Genomic DNA, 18,577 nt, shown 5'->3' with positions numbered 1-18,577 from the left:
GGTTAACCTATGATTAGTCTATGGCTATATGTGCCAGATGCCGATGGGCTCGAGGATCAAATAACAGACACAGGTGGCTGAGCCCAGTCCAATCCTCTTTCCCTTGCTGCTTTAAGTTGAGCTCAAGTTTCGAAGCGAGGGCGAGCATGTGTTCTAGCTGCTCGAGGCTGAGTCGTTGCAGCGCCGCTTGATACAGAGGCTTACGTTTATCCCAAATTCGATGTTTACTCCAGAGCGCACTCAGCGCGACGCCTTGGGCTTGCTCGCATTTCAAATTGAATAACAAGCCGAGCTCTTTAAACAAGGCCCACAGCAGGATAGGTAAGGCTGTGCCTTCGCCATTGAGCTGGGCCAGCATGTGCTGCGCGCTATCTTGTTTATTATTCAGTAATGCATCCGTGAGTTGGAATACGGTGAAGCGTGACTGATCCTCAAAATAGTGGCTCAGTTCATCGGCACTGACGGGATTTGTTGGACTCAGGAGTTGCAGCAACTGCATGGCTTGATCGGCGGCCAGTAAATTGCCTTCATATAGCGAATGCAACATAGCGCGGGCATCCGGCTGCAGATTGAGCTTAAAGTGCTTGATGCGGCCATCGAGCCAGCGCATAAACTGATCGCCCTCTGGCGTAGCGCAGGGCAGATACATGCCATGGGCATCTAAGGTCTTAAACCATTTGCTGTTGGTTTGCTCGTTGGCGAGCTTTGGCCCTTCGATAATCAACAGCATATCGGGATTGGGCGTCTGCAATAGGGCTTGCAGTGTGCTTGAGCCTTCGGCACCGGGCTTAGATTGTGGAAGGGTTAACTCAATCAGACGCTTACTGGAAAATAGGCTCATGGCCTGCCATTCCTGAGTCAAGTCGTTCCAATTAAAGCCCGTCTCTTGAATGAGTTGGACTTTTTCATCGAAACCCTGACGCTTGGCAAATTGGCGGATCTGATCTTTGGTGGTTTCAATCAACCAAGGATCATCACCAAAAATCAGATAACAAGGAAATAACTGGTTAAGGTGGCGGGAGAGTTGATCGGGATAGACTCTCATTTAGTTGATTATCCGCATTTAGTAGATTATCCGCATTTAATTGATGACCCGCATTAATTCACCTCAGTACTGGCCATCGCTTGCAGAATACGATCCGCAGCTTGGATACGCATTTCCTTCGTCAGCAATTCCATTTCACGACTCTTTGCCAATGCGGTACGTGGATCGTCTAAGTAGTCGCGGCGAATTTCAACCTTGAAAGGCTGCGCTTCTTTGCCCGGCAATGCCACAGCAAATTCGACTAAATAAATCAGCTCATACTCGGCGACGTTACCTGTGGGGTATAAAGATAAGGTCGAGCGTTCTAGGGAGTCGGTGATTAACCTTAATACTGGAACGTCATCGGCGGCGTCGACAACTTGGATATTGTTCAAGCGCAGGCGTTCACGAACCAAACGGGTGAGTTCGCTGTATTCATCCGCGCTGCTCAAACTCAAATGATTGAGGACATCGGGGATTTGATAACTGCGTTGAAGCTTAAAACCGCAACCGGCGCTGGCCATAATCACTAGCGCCATGATTGCGAAGCATATGCGTTTGATTAGCATAGATTTCGCGGTTTCCTATTCGTTGTATACCTGCTGGTTTGAAGCGGCAGCTTTGTTGGCGGCCTTCAAGTAACCCAATCACTTAGAATACTTAAGCTCATGGGCTGTTCTTAATTGCCGCCTTGCCACCACTTCAATAACTTAGGGTATAGTTAGTTATTAGCAGCGGTTAATTGGCCACTATGCTAAGCAGTTTGCCCGGCACATAGATCACTTTACGCACAGTCAGGCCGTCTAGGTATTTGATCACGTGCTCATCACTCATGCCTAAGGCTTCTACTGATTCTTTATCAGCATCGGCGGCCACTGTGATTTTGGCGCGAACTTTACCGTTAACTTGCACAACTATGAGTTTGCTGTCTTCAACTAGCGCAGCTTCATCAACGACTGGCCATTGGCTGTCTTCGATGTTGCTAGCATTGCCTAACTCGTTCCACAGGTTAAAGCTCACATGCGGAATGATAGGGTACAGCAAACGCACTATGGCTGATAAGGCTTCGCCGATAATGGCGTTGTCTTGACCTGTGGTTTGTGGCGCTTTTTGCAGATGGTTCATCAGTTCCATCACGGCCGCAACCGCAGTGTTGAACATCTGACGGCGGCCGATATCGTCGGTCACTTTAGCAATCGTCTTGTGGACTTCACGGCGCAGCGCTTTTTGGTCACTTGTTAACGTGCTGACATCTAAGGCTTCGCTGTTAGCTTGGTTCACATGCTCGTTTGCCAGTTTCCACAGACGTTTAATGAAGCGGTGTGCGCCTTCAACGCCAGACTCTTGCCATTCCAGAGTTAATTCTGGTGGTGAGGCGAACATCATAAATAGGCGAACGGTATCGGCGCCGTATTTTTCAACCATGACTTGAGGATCGATACCGTTGTTTTTCGACTTAGACATCTTGCTCATGCCGGTATAAACCAGCTCGTTGCCGTCTTTGTCGATAGCCTTAGTAATACGGCCCTTGTCGTCTTTTTCTGTGGTCGCTACATCTAAAGGAGAAACCCACACACGGGCTCCTTTTTCGTTGATGTAGTAGAAGGCATCGGCCAGCACCATGCCTTGGGTTAGCAGTTGTTTGGCTGGCTCGTTAGAGTTAACCAGACCTGCATCACGCAGTAACTTGTGGAAGAAGCGGAAATATAACAAATGCATACACGCGTGTTCGATACCGCCAATGTATTGATCCACAGGTAGCCAGTAGTTGGCTTTAGCAGGATCTAACATTTCGTCTGCATGCGGGCTGCAGTAACGGGCGTAATACCAAGACGATTCCATAAAGGTATCGAAGGTATCGGTTTCGCGCAGCGCATCTTGACCGTTGACTTGGGTTTTTGCCCATTCTTTATCGGCCTTGATTGGGCTTTGAATACCGTCCATCACCACATCTTCTGGCAGCAATACTGGCAGTTGATCTGCTGGCGTTGGGATCACAGTGCCGTCGGCTAAGGTCGCCATAGGGATGGGTGCGCCCCAATAACGCTGACGTGAAACACCCCAATCGCGTAGGCGATAGTTGACTTGGCGCTTGCCTTTACCTTCGGCGACTAACTTGTTAGCGATGGCATTAAAGCCCGCTTCAAAGTCTAAGCCGTCGAACTCCCCCGAGTTAAACAGTACGCCTTTTTCGGTATATGCGGCTTCGCTGATATCAACGTCGCCATCAACTGGCTTGATCACAGCTTCAATCGCCAGGCCGTATTTTTTCGCAAATTCGAAGTCACGTTGATCGTGGCCAGGAACTGACATCACAGCGCCTGTGCCATAGTTCATCAACACAAAGTTAGCTGCCCAAATCGGGACTTGCTTACCAGTGATAGGATGAATGGCGAAAAGCCCTGTGGCGACACCGCGTTTTTCCATGGTCGCGAGTTCGGCTTCTGATGTTGTGCTGTTTTTGCACTCATCGATAAAGGCGGCAAGTTCAGGATTAGTCTGCGCGGCGATTTCAGCCAATGGATGACCTGCGGCAATCGCCACATATGTCACGCCCATTAAGGTATCAGGACGCGTGGTATAGATATCGAAGCTTTTATCGTGGCCTGCGACGCCGAAGGTCATTTCTACACCTTCGCTGCGACCAATCCAGTTACGTTGCATGGTTTTGACCTGATCAGGCCAGCCATCTAAGGTATCGATATCGTTTAATAATTCTTCTGCATAGGCAGTGATCTTAATGAACCACTGTGGAATTTCTTTTTGTTCCACAGGGGTATCACAGCGCCAGCAGCAACCGTCTTGAACTTGCTCGTTCGCCAGTACAGTTTCATCGTTTGGACACCAGTTGACTGAAGCTGTCTTTTTATAGACTAGGCCTTTCTCGTACAACTTAGTGAAGAACCATTGTTCCCAGCGATAATATTCTGGGGTACAAGTGGCGATTTCACGGCTCCAATCGTAACCAAAACCCAGCAGTTTCAGCTGGTTCTTCATGTACTCTATGTTTTCATAGGTCCATGGCGCAGGCGCAGTCTTGTTGTTAATCGCGGCATTTTCTGCGGGCAGACCAAATGAGTCCCAACCGATAGGCTGGAGCACGTTTTTGCCTTGAAGACGTTGAAAGCGTGCAACTACGTCACCTATGGTATAGTTGCGTACGTGTCCCATGTGGAGTCTGCCAGAAGGGTACGGAAACATCGAAAGGCAATAAAACTTTTCTTTGTTTGCGTCTTCAGTGACTTCGAAGGTTTTGTTGTCATGCCAGTGCTTTTGCACTAAGGCTTCAATTTCTGAGGGATTATATTGCTCTTGCATCACTCTATTTCCGGCAGTGCCGCCTATTATTTGATCTAACGCCATATCAGCGCGAGTAAGATCTGCATAGAATAAACTAGAAGCGATGCATTAAAAAGGTTCGTATGAAGGAGTATTGGTTATGAATGATAGAAGTAACGTGTTACTAGGACTGTATCAAGCCTTAATTACCGAAGTGAAAGCTCAATTTGCAGAAGATAACACGCTGACTGTAAAGAACTTATTTAACTCTGTCACTCAAGGTAAGGAGTTTTTACGTCTTAAACAACAGGCTGGAGAAGATGAGCTCGCTTTAGTAGAACAATTCTTAAAACGTGATATTACCAGTTTTCTTCGCGAGCAGAACGCCGATAGTCTGAGCCACAGCCAAACTGTGATTACTTTGGAGAATACGCTTTGGCATTGGTTGGGTGAAATAACCGATCGCAGCCAAGTGGAATGGCATGAATTAACGCAAGATTTTAAGCAAAATGGTTATTACAAAAGTGGCGACATAGTAAGTCAGGGCATCATGGTATGCACTAACTGTGGCAATGAAATGAGTATTGAATTTCCGAGTCCCATCCCTGATTGCCCAGAGTGTGATCACGAAGAATTTACCCGTGAGCCGCTAACGCCTTAGTCGCGTTAACGATCTTATTTCGTTAAAACGACGCATCTGCGTCGTTTTTTTTTGATCAATTAAACCGAAATCACCGCTATCTTAGTTAATCAGACAATATCAACTGTTCGTACGACAGTAACTGAGGATTTGGCCACCGAAAGGCGCCAATAAGAATTCAGTGTGAATGGGTTTATGTTGTGTGTGTTCGTAACCTAAGGTGACCATACGTTTACTGAATTTGGCATGATTACCACGACCGGGATCAACCAAGACCACATCGCAAACCGGTTTAGCATGCTGCTCAATAAATTGTGACAACAGATCGGCATGTTCTTGTTCGTACAAGAGATCGCTACCAATGATCAGATCAAATAAGCCTAAATTCGTTTCTGCATCAGCCCAGCCAGTGCGCACAAACGGGATCGCCCGACCATGATTTAAATCGACATTCTGCTTAAGGAAATTTCCTGATTCTGGGTGATAGTCGGTTGCTGTGATATCGGCGTGCCTATGGTTGAGCACTAGACTCGCGAGCCCAATACCACAGCCCACTTCAAGAATACGTTTATTGCCAATTTTGTAGTCTGCCATGTGGTGCGAGAGCACTTGGCTCGATGGCCAGACTATGCCAAATAACGGCCAAGTTGCGGAGGAAATACCGAGCTTTTCGGCTTCGCCATCTATGTCGTCAAATTCCTGATTGTCTCTTAGGGTTCTGACATGAATATCGAGATCGCCAAACTCGTGGGTTTGGTAGCGCACGCGAAGCAGTGCCATAGAGTTGCCTTGATGTGTACCTTGGTTAAGGAACGAGGTAATGGTACCAATCTATTGGCTATGCAGACACAGTAACAGCAACAGTAACTATGATTGGTATAAGGCCACGTCTAATCGTTCACCTTAACGTGTAACGCGCAATCAGCCTAATCTATTCGCAGATAATTGTGGGATAACACAGGTTAACTGAGTTTCAGCCTAACAACCTTGGGAGTTGATATCGTATTGCGGAGCAGTGCTGGCGTCGCTAGCTTGGGTGTAGCGGAAATAACATTGACCGTCATTCACTAAGGTGTCCCCGTTAAGATCATATCCTATGTAAGTGATATCAACGCCTTGATATTGAATGATGAGCTTTTCATCTGAGGTGATCCATTTTTCCACGTCGGTATTATCGAGATAACCCCATTTTAATCTGGTATCTGGCGTGCCATCGCCATTGAGGTCGATATCAATAATATCATCGCGGCCTGCAACGGCTTGGCTTCGCAGGCTGGGCATTTGGTTTTTTGAGTAGGCCAGCGTGTTGGCAGTTTTTACGCTGGCCTGTAATTGGCTCAAGGTTTGTACCCGAGCTTCTTTACTCAAACCGATAAATTTAGGCGCGGCAATGACAGCCAAGATCCCAAGCACAATAATGACCACAACCAGTTCAATCAAGGTAAAGCCAGCCGCATCTTGTTTATTGATTGGGTAATGCATGGTCTCTATCCTATTGCGCTTTAAAACGTCGGGCAAGACCAAGCAGAACGATTAAACCACAGAGCAGTAGCAGGGGTGTTTGGCCTAATATTGCGAACCAAGTTTGGCCTGTCACCAAGGGAATGGTTGCGCTTAGTACACCTGTTTCAAACTGGGGTAGGGATGCGGTGATATTGCCCTGTTCATCGACTACCGCTGTCACGCCGTTGTTGGTTGCCCGCAATAGAGGGCGCCCCAATTCAACTGCGCGCATTTGGGCGATTTCCATATGCTGTAATGGGCCGTTTGAACTACCAAACCAAGCATCGTTAGAGACAGTTAACAGTATATCTGTTCCTTGATTAACGCTGTCGCGTAATTGCTCTGGGAAGGCAATTTCATAACAAATCGCGGGCGCGATTTTATGGCCTAGGGCACTTAGATTTGGCTGTTGATATTCGCCTCTGGCAAAGGAGGACATAGGCAAATTAAAGAAAGGCGCAATCGGGCGCAGCAGCGCCTCAAAGGGCACAAACTCGCCAATCGGCAACAGATGATGTTTCTTAAATTGATTGCTACCATCGCCCTCATAGTCAGGGCCAGCTTGTTGTTTCTGATTATGATTACCAAGCACAATCAATGAATTATAAAACTCGTTATTTTGATGGCTGATAATGCCAGTGATGATTGAGGTATGGTTTAGATTGGCGACTTTATTGGCGTTATCTAAAAAGTCCTGCACCATAGATTCTGGCGCGGGAACTGCCGCTTCTGGCCAAATAATGATATCGGCATCAAAATGTTCGCGGGATAAATCCATGTATTTTAATAGGGTCGGCCACAGGGCGTCGGGTTCCCACTTCATGCTTTGGGGAATATTACCTTGCACCAGTGCCACTTTAACATTTTCACCCGTAGGATGAATGTCGGAAACCTTAGGTGCAGCCCAAACTGCCAGAATACTGAGTGGCAATAAAAGCAGTAAACTCTTATAACGCTTAGTAAAACAAAGGGCTAATGCACCTGCTAGCATGGCCAGCACAAAGCTTAACCCGAGTGCGCCTATGATACTGGCAAGGGGTTTAAGCGGCCCTTGGGTTTGAGAGTAACCTGCCCATAACCAGGGGAAACCTGTCATCACCCAGCCACGAGCCCATTCGGTCAAGGTCCACAGGGCGGGGAAGAGGGCGAGATTACGCCAAAGGCTAAACGTGGTTTCGCCATTTTTACAGAGTGTTTTAGTTAACCAAGCCAGCGCTAAACCTGTTAGTGCCGGATATAAGGCTAAATACAAAGCCAACAAGGCCATTAAGCCAACGGAGGCGATGAGCGGCATACCACCAAAGGTATCCATACTCACGTGTACCCAACTAATCCCTACGGCAAAGCAGCCAAACCCAAAGCTTAACCAATAGTAAAAGCTCGCCTTAGCGTCAAGCGCTCGGCTATGCCAGAGGGCAATTGCCATGGCAAACGGATAGATGATCCAAATGGAATAGGGCGCAAATGAAAGCGCCGTACTGGCGCCAAGGGCAAATGCCAGTACGAGTCTCAAAGCACTAGGTCGGGACTTTTGTTGGGCAAAAGCCCGGATTTGTTTTAGCACGAGTGATTATTCTACGTCTTCGCCAGTATTAGGATCGGGGAGTTTAACTCTGAGTTGGATTAAACGCCTTGTGTCAGCATTGATAACTTTAAATTCAATGCCTTCAATGATGATGCTCTCGTTGCGTTCTGGCAGATGGCCAAAGGCGTGTGAGACTAAGCCACCGACGGTATCAAACTCTTCATCGCTGAATTCAGTATTGAATTCTTCGTTGAAATCTTCGATTGGCGTCAAGGCCTTAACCATATAAACCGTGTTGCCGACTTTGCGGATCTCGGTTTCTTCCGTGCTATCGTGGTCGAATTCGTCTTCAATCTCACCGACAATTTCTTCCAAAATATCTTCGATAGTCACCAGACCTGACACGCCGCCGTATTCATCGACCACAATCGCCATATGGTAGCGTTGTGAGCGGAATTCTTTTAGCAATACATCGACGCGTTTGCTTTCGGGTACAACCACAGCAGGACGGATCACGCGGTCCAGTGAGAAGGGCTCATCACTGTTGGAGAAACCGTAAGGGATCAAATCTTTAGCAAGCAAAATGCCTTCGATATGGTCTTTATCTTCGTTAACGACGGGGAAGCGCGAGTGACCTGAACCAATCACAGTGGCGAGTAATTCTTCGACCGAGTTGTCTATCTGGAGGGCGACAATTTGAGCTCTTGGGATCATGATATCCCGAACACGCATATCAGAAACGTCTAATACACCTTTTATCATCTCGCGGGTGTCTTGAGTGATCAGATCGCGCTGTTCTGCACCATCAATCACATCGACTAAATCTTCGCGATTTTGAGGTTCGCCCTGAAATAGCTGACTTACTCTATCAAACCAACCTTTCTTGTGGGCGTTAGTACTCGGGGGGATATCGTCACTCATAGTTTTCTCATTAGCTTTTGATAGGGATTATCTTAGCTAACTATTGTTCCTTATATGGGTCAGTAAAGCCTAAGCCTTCAATGAGTTGGGTCTCTAACGACTCCATCTCTTCAGCTTCTTCATCTTCGATGTGATCATACCCTAGCAGATGCAAGCAACCATGTACAACCATGTGTGCCCAGTGCGCTTCTAAGGTTTTTTGTTGCTCACGTGCTTCATTTTCAACGACTGCCGCGCAAATGACAAGATCTCCTAGTAAAGGAAGTTCAATTTCTGGCGGTGCCTCAAAGGGAAATGACAACACATTGGTCGGTTTGTCTTTGCCGCGGTAGGTGCTATTGAGCATCTGACTCTCGCGGCTGTCGACGATACGTATGGTTAATTCAGCTTCATCCATGCTATTGCCAATCGCGGTTGTGACCCAAAGGGCGAATTGCTCGTCCGTTGGCAACCAGTCGCAGGTGGTGGCATGTTGAATATCTAAGGCTAAATCAAGACTCATGTGCTGCGGCTTCCTGTTGTTTCTGGTATTGGCTTTCTTTCTTGGCCTTTAAGGTTTGCTCTTTTAAATCAAAGGCCTCATAGGCTTCGACGATGCGAGCAACCACAGGATGGCGCACGACGTCTTGGGAGACGAAAAAGTTAAAGCTGATTTCTTCTACTTGGCTTAACACTTCAATCGCATGGCGTAGGCCGGACTTTTGATGTTTAGGCAAGTCGGTTTGCGTGATGTCGCCGGTGATCACGGCGCGGGAATTAAAGCCGATACGGGTAAGGAACATCTTCATTTGCTCGATTGTGGTGTTTTGGCTTTCATCGAGAATAATAAAGGCATCGTTCAAGGTGCGACCGCGCATATAGGCAAGCGGCGCCACTTCGATGACATTTTTCTCAATTAAGCGTTCCACTTTTTCAAAGCCGAGCATTTCGAATAGTGCGTCGTAGAGTGGACGTAAATAAGGATCGACCTTTTGACTCAAATCACCGGGTAAGAAACCAAGTTTTTCACCCGCTTCTACCGCTGGGCGAGTCAGCAAAATTCGGCGTACTTCTTGGCGTTCTAACGCATCCACTGCCGCTGCTACCGCAAGGTAGGTTTTGCCGGTTCCCGCAGGGCCGATACCAAAGGTAATGTCGTGGCGCACAATATTGGCCACATATAGGCTTTGGTTTGGATTGCGTGGCTTAATGACGCCGCGGCGGGTTTTGATATTAATGCTGCTGTCGTCGTTCGCGTCTTCTTGCTCTAGGGCGATGGCTTCTTGAATGGCGATATGGACTTGTTCAGGCTCAAGATCGGGCGTGCTGCCTTTGACCGTTTGGGTCTCGATATAGAGTTCTTTGAGTAAGTTGTTGGCGCTTAAACAATTGCGTGGCAGTCCGGTGATCTGGAAATGATTGTTCTTGCGGACGATTTCAACGCCAACGCGACGTTCTATCTGCTTGATATTGTCATCGAATGGACCGCACAGTGAAGCCAAACGGCGTGTTTCTGCGGGTTCGAGATACAGATTCATGGTAGTTAATTTACTGGACAAATAGCACTCCAAATAGCGAATAAGAAAGCAAGGTTGATGTCGCTAAATCCTTGCAAGATAATTTCAGTTTACGAGCCATGGCCGATAATTGCTAACGGAAAATAGCAATTGCCTCGGTAGACTTAAATAAAAGTGCGTGAAAGCAAAAGGGCGACTAAGTCGCCCTTTTCTATAGAGGTACTGTTTAAGCCGATTTAAAGCTTATGGCTTAAATTGAGTCACGCCCAGTTCATCATCTTGCTTGCGCTTGGCCAGAATTTCAGCCGGACGCAGGCTACGACGTAGATCCATTTCATCTTCGCCGCGGATAAAGACACCGCGCAGTGAGTTAGTGTAAACGTCGACGATTTCGACATCCACGAAAGTACCAATGTGTTTTGGCTGACCTTCGAAGTTCACTACTCGGTTGTTCTCAGTACGGCCGCGCAGTTCCATTGGATTTTTCACCGATGGACCTTCAACCAGAATTCGTTGCACTGTGCCCATCATGTGGCGGCTGTAGCGCATGGCTTGCTGGGTGATGCGGTCCTGCAGAATCGCCAGACGTTGCTTTTTCTCTTCCATATCGACGTTATCGGGTAAATCCGCCGCTGGCGTGCCCGGACGTGCGCTATAGATAAAGCTAAAGCTGTGGTCGAAACCTATGTCTTCAATTAATTTCATGGTATCGGCAAAGTCTTCTTTGGTTTCGCCTGGGAAGCCAATGATAAAGTCTGAACTGATTTGAATGCCTTCACGGGCTTTACGCAGGCGGCGGATAATTGACTTATATTCAATCGCCATGTGGCCACGCTTCATCGCCGTGAGAATACGGTCAGATCCCGATTGTACTGGCAAGTGTAAGAAGCTCACTAGCTCTGGGGTATCTTCGTAAACGTCGATAATATCTTGTGTAAATTCAATCGGGTGACTGGTCGTAAAGCGGATACGGTCGATACCGTCGATGGCCGCCACGAAACGCAGTAATTCCGCAAAGGTACAGATAGCGCCATCGTGAGTTGCGCCGCGATAGGCATTCACGTTTTGGCCTAGCAGGTTCACTTCGCGCACACCTTGCTCCGCCAATTGGGCTATTTCAAGGATGATGTCGTCCGATGGACGGCTGACTTCTTCGCCGCGAGTATAAGGTACCACACAGAACGAGCAATACTTGCTGCAACCTTCCATGATAGATACAAACGCGGTTGGACCTTCGGCACGGGGCTCTGGCAGACGGTCAAATTTTTCGATTTCAGGGAAGCTGATATCGATAACCGCTTTGTCACCACGGCGCACTTGCTCGATCATCTCGGGCAGACGGTGCAACGTTTGTGGGCCAAAAATAATGTCGACACATTGGGCTCTGTCTTTAATCGCTTTGCCTTCTTGTGAAGCAACGCAGCCGCCCACGCCAATAATCAAATTGGGATTTTTATCTTTAAGCGTCTTCCAGCGCCCTAGCTGATGGAACACTTTTTCCTGCGCTTTTTCACGGATTGAACAAGTGTTCAGCAGGAGAATGTCTGCCTCAGACGCTTCTTCAGTCAAGGTATAACCTTGGTATTCGCCTAACAGATCAGCCATCTTGGATGAGTCATACTCATTCATTTGACAGCCCCAAGTCTTGATATGGAGTTTCTTACTCATCAGTTGTGTCGCCCTAAGATGACCAATAAAAATAGCGCGACATTTTACCTGCTGTTATGGCTGCTGACCAGCTTTGTCCTCACTTTTACCTGTTGGCTTTTGCTGAGGGCGATACCCGTACAAATGCTAGTTTTTTATTACTGGCTTGTAGTTGGGCGAGGTTAAGACGGTTAACATGCTGAGCTTTGGCCATTTCCATCAAGCTATTACGCGCTTGAATGCCGATGTCTTCACGAATTTCGAGTCGAAATGCGCTCAACATTTCCGTGGTATGTTGATATAAGGCATAATCGAGCGGGTCGCGATAGGTCACTGTGATGGTTTCAATGTTTGGGCTCGCGGCAGAGTTAGTTGCTGAGCTAGCCGCGATGGCTTGGCCTAGCGGTGTAATGCCTAATATGAGTGCAGTGCCCAATGTAAATGCTGTGCCTTGTGTAAGTGCGCTGCAAATTAATAAGCGACTGGCTATGGGTAAAAGAGTCAGTGTTTTCATGACATCCTCGCTAATCTATACGGTGGATTCACTTGTTAACTCGTCCAATACGGCTTAGGGCTAGGTGCTAGTTAAGTGAGAGTGTTCAGCACGGATAACGCCAGCCAAATCACAAAATCTCGATTAAGTGATTTTGGCTATGATGCCCGTGCCACTTGAGTTTAGTCAGTGTTGAAACGGGTAAATCTTGTCTTTGTAAGCAACTGTGAGCAGACGGGCTGATAGCAACATTTGCTCACGTTTGAGTGCTAAGAGACATACTTTTGATACAAAGTTCGTGGCTTTCTTCTGCATAGGTTTAACCAATGCTATCTGGGTAAAATAGCTGGCGGATAGAAAGTGTAAAGACGTGCTTGGGCAGCAATAAACAAGGCAATAAAGGTGGTAACTAAGGTGGTAAGTAAGATGAGCCAAATTGATGAAACAAGTGCACCGATGACATCCGATACAACTCATTCTGACGTGACTCATGTTGATGTGATTCATTCAGACGTCACTCATGTTAAAGGCACTGATGTTAAAGGCACTGATGTTAAAGGCACTGATGTTAAAGACGCTGAGTTCGATGTCATTCTCGTCGGCGGCGGTATGGTCGGTGCGGCCACTGCTATTGGATTGGCCCAGCAGGGTTTGCAAGTGGCGGTGATTGAATCATTTGCGCCAGAGGCTTATCAAGCCGAGCAGCCGTTAGATGTGCGAGTCTCGGCCATCAGTGTGGCCTCTGAAACGCTGCTTGAACGTCTTGGCGCCTTGGACTCACTGCTGAAGATGCGCAATGTGCCTTATCTTGGCTTAGAAACTTGGGAGCTCGATGGCTGCATCACCCAATTCCACAGCTCGCAAATTGGCGCTAGTCATTTAGGTCATATAGTTGAAAACCGTTTAATCCAACTTGCCCTGTGGCAACAAATGGCGCAATTGGCGGGAATCACCTTATATTGTCCCGATAAAGTGGCGGCATTTAGCCGTAATAGTGATGGCGTCAGTGTGCACTTACAATCGAATAGTAAACTTAACGTTAAGTTATTGGTCGGTGCCGATGGTGCGCACTCGCAGGTACGCCAATGGGCGGGGATCGGTATTTCAGGGTGGGATTATGCTCAATCGGCGATGCTGATCAATATCAACACCGCACAGGGCCAGCAAGATGTCACTTGGCAGCAGTTTACGCCTAAAGGACCGCGTTCATTATTACCTCTGCCCGGCAACAACGCGTCGCTGGTGTGGTACGACGATGCCAACCGAATAAAACAGTTAATGCAGCTTAACAACAAACAGTTGGCCGAACAGATACGTTTGCATTTCCCTGCGCGCTTAGATGCCGATTTCACCGTTGAGAATAAAGGCAGTTTTGGCCTCACTCGTCGCCATGCCCAGCGCTACTATAGCCAGAACGTGGTGATTTTAGGGGATGCCGCCCACACTATTAATCCGCTCGCTGGCCAAGGGGTGAACCTTGGGTTTAAGGATGTTGAAGCGTTTTTGGCGGTCATCAAGGATGCATTGGCCCAAGATAATATCTGGTGGTCAAATGAAGTGCTGGCCCAATATCAGCGCAAACGCTATCGCGATAACCAGCTGATGATGACGGCGATGGATTTGTTTTACGCAGGTTTTAGCAACGATATCCTGCCGTTAAAGCTGCTGCGTAATGGCGCGTTAAAGTTGGCAAACATCGATTCTCCAATCAAAAAGACCGTCCTTAAATATGCAATGGGGCTTAATTAATCCTGAGTTGTTCTGCGTTCTGACTCAGTGTGATGACGTGGCATTTGTTGACTTGGGCTTTGAGTGCTAAAATGCCGCGTTTTTAGCAGCTATGGTCAGTTCAGTCGGCGCTTTGCGCGGCTGCCATCGACGAAATAACGATATTGAGTGTCATGAGCGAAATAAAATTAATAGTTGGTCTGGCTAACCCTGGTGCTGAATATGCGCACACTCGCCATAATGCGGGGGCTTGGTACGTACTAGAGTTAGCTCGAATTTGCGGCGTGACTTTAGTGGCCGACAGTAAGTATTTTGGCTTGACCGCCAGAGCCGTATTGCACGGAAAAGATGTCCGCTTATTGATCCCGACGACTTATATGAATCTAAGTGGTAAAGCCGTCGGTGCTTTGGCGAACTTTTTTCGTATCACACCGGAAGAGATTCTGGTCGCTCACGATGAACTCGATCTGCTGCCCGGAGTGGCTAAGTTCAAGCTCGGTGGCGGCCATGGCGGCCACAATGGTTTGAAAGATATTATTGCTAAACTGGCTAACGATAAAAACTTCTACCGTTTACGCTTAGGTATCGGTCATCCCGGTGATAAAAACCAAGTGAGTGGTTACGTACTGGGAAAAGCACCTGCTAAAGAGCAAGAGCTTATCGATGCGGCGATAGATGAAGCCGTGCGTTCTACCGAAATTTTGTTTAAGCAAGACATGGTGAAAGCCATGAACAGATTACACTCCTTTAAAGCGGAGTAGGTTTTGCCTTTGGCGAGACTCAAGTTAATTAACTAATTAATTCAGTAATGTGCTGCCATAGGGCAGGACGACTAAACCTCGCTGATGAGTGTGACTCGTTAGCCAATAATCGAGAGAAAGGTAAGCATATGGGTTTTAAATGCGGCATTGTTGGTCTTCCTAACGTAGGTAAATCAACGCTTTTTAATGCGTTAACTAAGGCTGGCATCGAAGCGGCTAACTTCCCGTTTTGTACCATTGAACCTAACACAGGTGTTGTACCTGTGCCGGATCCACGTCTGGATGCGTTAGCTGCGATTGTGAATCCACAACGTGTGTTACCGACCACTATGGAGTTCGTGGATATCGCAGGCCTCGTAGCTGGCGCATCTAAAGGCGAAGGTTTAGGTAACAAGTTCTTAGCTAACATCCGTGAAACCGATGCTATTGGTCACGTAGTGCGTTGTTTTGATGATGACAATATTGTTCACGTTGCTAACAAGGTTGATCCAGCTGGCGATATCGAAGTCATCAACACTGAATTAGCCTTAGCTGACTTAGACAGCTTAGAGCGCGCGGTTCAACGCCAGCAAAAACGTGCTAAAGGCGGCGATAAAGACGCTAAGTTTGAAGTGGAAGTATTAGAAAAAATGCGTCCAATTCTAGACGAAGCGAAAATGCTGCGCTCAATGGAATTATCTAAAGAAGAACTGGAAGCGGTTGCTTACCTTAACTTCTTAACCTTAAAACCGACCATGTATATTGCTAACGTGGCGGAAGATGGTTTTGAGAACAACCCACACTTAGACGCTGTTCGCGCCATTGCAGCGACAGAAAACGCTATCGTTGTTGCTGTGTGTGCCGCGATTGAATCTGAACTGGCTGAGATGGAAATCTCCGATCGCGATGAGTTTATGGCAGATCTGGGTATCGAAGAGCCTGGTTTAGATCGCGTTATTCGTGCTGGTTACCAATTACTGAATCTGCAAACTTATTTCACCGCAGGCGTGAAAGAAGTGCGTGCTTGGACTGTGCCAGTAGGTGCAAGTGCTCCACAAGCGGCGGGTGTTATCCATACCGATTTTGAACGCGGCTTTATTCGTGCACAAGTCATGTCCTATGAAGATTTTATTGCCCACAAAGGTGAAGCTGGCGCGAAAGAAGCCGGTAAGTTACGTGTGGAAGGTAAAACCTATATCGTTAAAGATGGCGATGTGATGCATTTCTTATTTAACGTATAACAAGGATTATCCAAGTAGTCAGTCTCGATAAATTAAGCTAAGTACGAGCAATAGTGTGTTATTTAGCACATCTGTTGCTCACTTTGGTGAAGTAATAGCCGAACAGCTTGGCCCAAGGGAAATAGCGAAAAAAAGCTGTTGACCTAGATACCTCGAATAAGCATAATACGCCCCGTTCCTCGCTGAGAGGGGCGCGTAATATCGAAGTGGCAATGTAGCTCAGCTGGTTAGAGCACAGCACTCATAATGCTGGGGTCGCAGGTTCAAGTCCCGCCATTGCTACCATTTTATTTAAGAAGCATATTCTTATATAAAATAGACGTCGATTTTACTCTAGCATTGATTGCTAGCATCTGTTCAAGATGTAAATATGAAGCTGTGCGGGAATGGTGAAATTGGTAGACACGCCAGATTTAGGTTCTGGTGCCGCAAGGTGTGAGAGTTCAAGTCTCTCTTCCCGTACCATTATATTTAAAATATAAGTTTGACATATGAATTTAGAAGCATCGGCAATAGCGGATGTTTGAAACAGAGTTAGTTGGGGTATCGCCAAGTGGTAAGGCACCGGGTTTTGATCTCGGCATTCCAAGGTTCGAATCCTTGTACCCCAGCCATTTTTTCTCAGTTTCCAAGTTGATTGGGGTATCGCCAAGTGGTAAGGCACCGGGTTTTGATCTCGGCATTCCAAGGTTCGAATCCTTGTACCCCAGCCATGGCAATGTAGCTCAGCTGGTTAGAGCACAGCACTCATAATGCTGGGGTCGCAGGTTCAAGTCCCGCCATTGCTACCATATTTAACTCTGTTAAAGTGATTTATCAGAGAAAAATCCAAAGCTGTTGAATAGACAATTTTGGTACATTTTGATGCGGGAATGGTGAAATTGGTAGACACGCCAGATTTAGGTTCTGGTGCCGCGAGGTGTGAGAGTTCAAGTCTCTCTTCCCGTACCATCAAAATGCAATCTTCGATAGAAGATTAAACAAGTTTATTGGGGTATCGCCAAGTGGTAAGGCACTGGGTTTTGATCTCAGCATTCCAAGGTTCGAATCCTTGTACCCCAGCCAAAAGTTAAAAAGCCTGTCTTCGGACAGGCTTTTTGCTTTCTAGCTTTTCACTATATCCTTACTATTCGTTTTCACTCTCTATCTGCTTTCGCATTATTCGCAGTTTGGTTTCTTTCGTTTTCTTCGTTTACCATTTCCCTTTTCTATCAATGTCCTTGCTATAGCTGGCTTGAATTTCTGTCGTTTGTTTTTATCTAGCCGTTTATAGGTTGGGTAACTCAATAATGATGTATTGGATTTTAAGTCGTCAGCGAGCTGAATAAGCCTTATCCGTTTAGTGCTGGGATGCAGAGCGTGGAGTGAAGTTTAGAGTTAGCAAGCATAACTAATCTATGAGTGAGCATAAGCTCCAACATAAGCACCAGCATAATAGCAGGCATAAGAAGCAGGGCTTGAATCAGGATATCTAAGAAGGGGAGTTGGCACTGTTATATAACGACAGTGAATACCACAGTGCCAGTTGATTAGGCACTGTGGTGAGCTGTGTTATTGCTTTTTGACTTCTGGCACGACAGGCAGCGATTTTATTTCCGCTGGAACTGCTGGCATTGCAGGTGTGGCTACTTTTGCTGCCGCATCAGTGATAGTTGCTGGCAATACAGCATGCTCAGTGACAGCACTTTGAACCGCGTTAACCTCACCCGTGGCAACCGCTTTGACGGCATTAGGCACTGCTAACTGTTGCTGCACTTGGTTCGCGCCCGCATCTAAGGCTTTTTGTTGTAACTTCTGTGGATCGGTATAGTCGGCTAATTCCTTCGGCCAACTTGGCACCCGTTTTTCTGTCTGATTACTGAATTGCTCAGAGATCACTAAGGGCGCGCCGCCTTTCATTAGCATGACTGCCATTTGGTTGGTTTCTGAGTTCCAAACTAGACCCGCTTTTTCTGCCATCTCAGGTACAGGAGTATAAGTTGACACTAAATAAATAAGTGGACCTTCCTGCTGGATCTTATCGGCCGTTTTGAGCAGCGACAGAGTGGTATCGTAATTTTTACCCAGCAATTCCTGCATACGGTTTTTGATGAGTGGCTGTTCGAATAAGCCGACATCATTTGGATCTAAACCGACCAGGGGTTTGAGCAGGGCCCACATCAGTTGACCTTGGGGTGACATTAATAAGAGTGGAGCAACACAGGCGTTGAGCATTAACGCGAGCCACAGAATATGCAGGCAGCGCATTTTTTTGAGCAGAGATGTACTCAAGATGATATTTCCTTGGGAGTACCAGCAAGTCGCCGGCGGCGGATTGTAGCCGATTGTAATGAGGTAAAC

General features: G+C 47.1%; 16 protein-coding genes and 7 tRNA genes. 11 read left to right on the top strand and 12 right to left on the bottom strand.

The annotated features are described in order from the left end of the window. Positions 1–13: 13 nt before the first annotated feature. From holA to leuS, 3 genes are all read right to left on the bottom strand, one after another. Positions 14–1,045, bottom strand: coding sequence for a DNA polymerase III subunit delta (gene holA, locus FW758_RS10965; protein ID WP_012587018.1), 1,032 nt, complete (start codon positions 1,043–1,045; stop codon positions 14–16). Positions 1,046–1,098: 53 nt separating this feature from the next. Further along, positions 1,099–1,593 carry an LPS-assembly lipoprotein LptE gene (locus FW758_RS10960; protein WP_427648566.1) on the bottom strand — a complete coding sequence of 165 codons (495 nt, stop codon included), beginning with the start codon at positions 1,591–1,593 and terminating at the stop codon, positions 1,099–1,101. A gap of 169 nt (positions 1,594–1,762) precedes the next feature. Further along, complete coding sequence (gene leuS, locus FW758_RS10955) at positions 1,763–4,342, bottom strand: leucine--tRNA ligase (RefSeq protein ID WP_446445401.1); 2,580 nt, start codon at positions 4,340–4,342, stop codon at positions 1,763–1,765. 121 nt (positions 4,343–4,463) lie between these two features. On the opposite strand from leuS, the gene FW758_RS10950 reads away from it, so the two are divergent. Beyond that, complete coding sequence (locus tag FW758_RS10950) at positions 4,464–4,964, top strand: zinc ribbon-containing protein (protein ID WP_006082746.1); 501 nt, start codon at positions 4,464–4,466, stop codon at positions 4,962–4,964. Between the two features lie 99 nt (positions 4,965–5,063). On the opposite strand, the gene FW758_RS10945 is transcribed toward FW758_RS10950, so the two are convergent. From FW758_RS10945 to FW758_RS10910, 8 genes are all read right to left on the bottom strand, one after another. Next, entirely contained in the window at positions 5,064–5,723 is a 660-nt protein-coding gene (locus tag FW758_RS10945; protein WP_006082745.1) for a class I SAM-dependent methyltransferase, read from the bottom strand. A 198-nt stretch (positions 5,724–5,921) separates the two neighbouring features. Beyond that, positions 5,922–6,425 carry a pilus assembly FimT family protein gene (locus FW758_RS10940; protein WP_347098883.1) on the bottom strand — a complete coding sequence of 168 codons (504 nt, stop codon included), beginning with the start codon at positions 6,423–6,425 and terminating at the stop codon, positions 5,922–5,924. A gap of 10 nt (positions 6,426–6,435) precedes the next feature. Then, positions 6,436–8,010 (bottom strand): apolipoprotein N-acyltransferase, encoded by a 1,575-nt coding sequence (lnt, locus tag FW758_RS10935; RefSeq protein WP_446445384.1) that lies wholly within the window; start codon positions 8,008–8,010, stop codon positions 6,436–6,438. A 6-nt stretch (positions 8,011–8,016) separates the two neighbouring features. Then, positions 8,017–8,892, bottom strand: coding sequence for a CNNM family magnesium/cobalt transport protein CorC (gene corC / locus FW758_RS10930; RefSeq protein ID WP_006082742.1), 876 nt, complete (start codon positions 8,890–8,892; stop codon positions 8,017–8,019). Positions 8,893–8,932: 40 nt separating this feature from the next. Further along, a complete protein-coding gene (ybeY, locus tag FW758_RS10925; protein WP_107948754.1) occupies positions 8,933–9,394 on the bottom strand; it encodes an rRNA maturation RNase YbeY in 462 nt (153 codons plus the stop codon). Continuing rightward, positions 9,384–10,430, bottom strand: a complete 1,047-nt coding sequence (locus tag FW758_RS10920) for a PhoH family protein (RefSeq protein ID WP_446445383.1) — start codon at positions 10,428–10,430, stop codon at positions 9,384–9,386. Before FW758_RS10920 ends, ybeY begins: the two co-directional genes overlap by 11 nt. A 201-nt stretch (positions 10,431–10,631) precedes the next feature. Next, positions 10,632–12,056: a tRNA (N6-isopentenyl adenosine(37)-C2)-methylthiotransferase MiaB gene (miaB, locus tag FW758_RS10915; protein WP_006082739.1), complete on the bottom strand. Its 1,425-nt coding sequence runs from the start codon at positions 12,054–12,056 to the stop codon at positions 10,632–10,634. An 85-nt stretch (positions 12,057–12,141) separates the two neighbouring features. Beyond that, positions 12,142–12,549: a hypothetical protein gene (locus tag FW758_RS10910; protein ID WP_446445382.1), complete on the bottom strand. Its 408-nt coding sequence runs from the start codon at positions 12,547–12,549 to the stop codon at positions 12,142–12,144. Between the two features lie 405 nt (positions 12,550–12,954). Between FW758_RS10910 and FW758_RS10905 the strand changes: the two genes are divergently transcribed. The 10 genes from FW758_RS10905 to FW758_RS10860 all read left to right on the top strand — a co-directional run bounded on the left by FW758_RS10905 (position 12,955) and on the right by FW758_RS10860 (position 17,302). Continuing rightward, positions 12,955–14,277, top strand: coding sequence for an FAD-dependent monooxygenase (locus tag FW758_RS10905; protein WP_446445381.1), 1,323 nt, complete (start codon positions 12,955–12,957; stop codon positions 14,275–14,277). A gap of 152 nt (positions 14,278–14,429) precedes the next feature. Beyond that, the gene (gene pth / locus FW758_RS10900; protein WP_446445380.1) at positions 14,430–15,017 is read left to right on the top strand and encodes an aminoacyl-tRNA hydrolase; all 588 of its coding nucleotides are present in this window, start codon (positions 14,430–14,432) and stop codon (positions 15,015–15,017) included. 128 nt (positions 15,018–15,145) lie between these two features. Continuing rightward, positions 15,146–16,237 carry a redox-regulated ATPase YchF gene (gene ychF, locus FW758_RS10895; protein WP_006082735.1) on the top strand — a complete coding sequence of 364 codons (1,092 nt, stop codon included), beginning with the start codon at positions 15,146–15,148 and terminating at the stop codon, positions 16,235–16,237. 208 nt (positions 16,238–16,445) lie between these two features. After that, positions 16,446–16,522 (top strand) — tRNA-Met (locus tag FW758_RS10890). 95 nt (positions 16,523–16,617) lie between these two features. Beyond that, positions 16,618–16,702 (top strand) — tRNA-Leu (locus FW758_RS10885). A 74-nt stretch (positions 16,703–16,776) separates the two neighbouring features. After that, positions 16,777–16,851, top strand: a tRNA-Gln gene (locus tag FW758_RS10880). Positions 16,852–16,875: 24 nt separating this feature from the next. Beyond that, positions 16,876–16,950, top strand: a tRNA-Gln gene (locus FW758_RS10875). Position 16,951: 1 nt separating this feature from the next. Further along, positions 16,952–17,028 (top strand) — tRNA-Met (locus FW758_RS10870). A 75-nt stretch (positions 17,029–17,103) separates the two neighbouring features. Then, positions 17,104–17,188 (top strand) — tRNA-Leu (locus FW758_RS10865). Positions 17,189–17,227: 39 nt separating this feature from the next. Next, positions 17,228–17,302, top strand: a tRNA-Gln gene (locus FW758_RS10860). 486 nt (positions 17,303–17,788) lie between these two features. Here FW758_RS10860 and FW758_RS10855 read toward each other — a convergent pair. Further along, positions 17,789–18,484 carry a hypothetical protein gene (locus FW758_RS10855; protein WP_446445400.1) on the bottom strand — a complete coding sequence of 232 codons (696 nt, stop codon included), beginning with the start codon at positions 18,482–18,484 and terminating at the stop codon, positions 17,789–17,791. Positions 18,485–18,577 lie beyond the last annotated feature (93 nt).

It is taken from the genome of Shewanella sp. 1180_01 (assembly GCF_052850535.1).
Note: the sequence above shows the minus strand (reverse complement) of the source record. Positions and strands in the feature narration are given on the sequence as shown.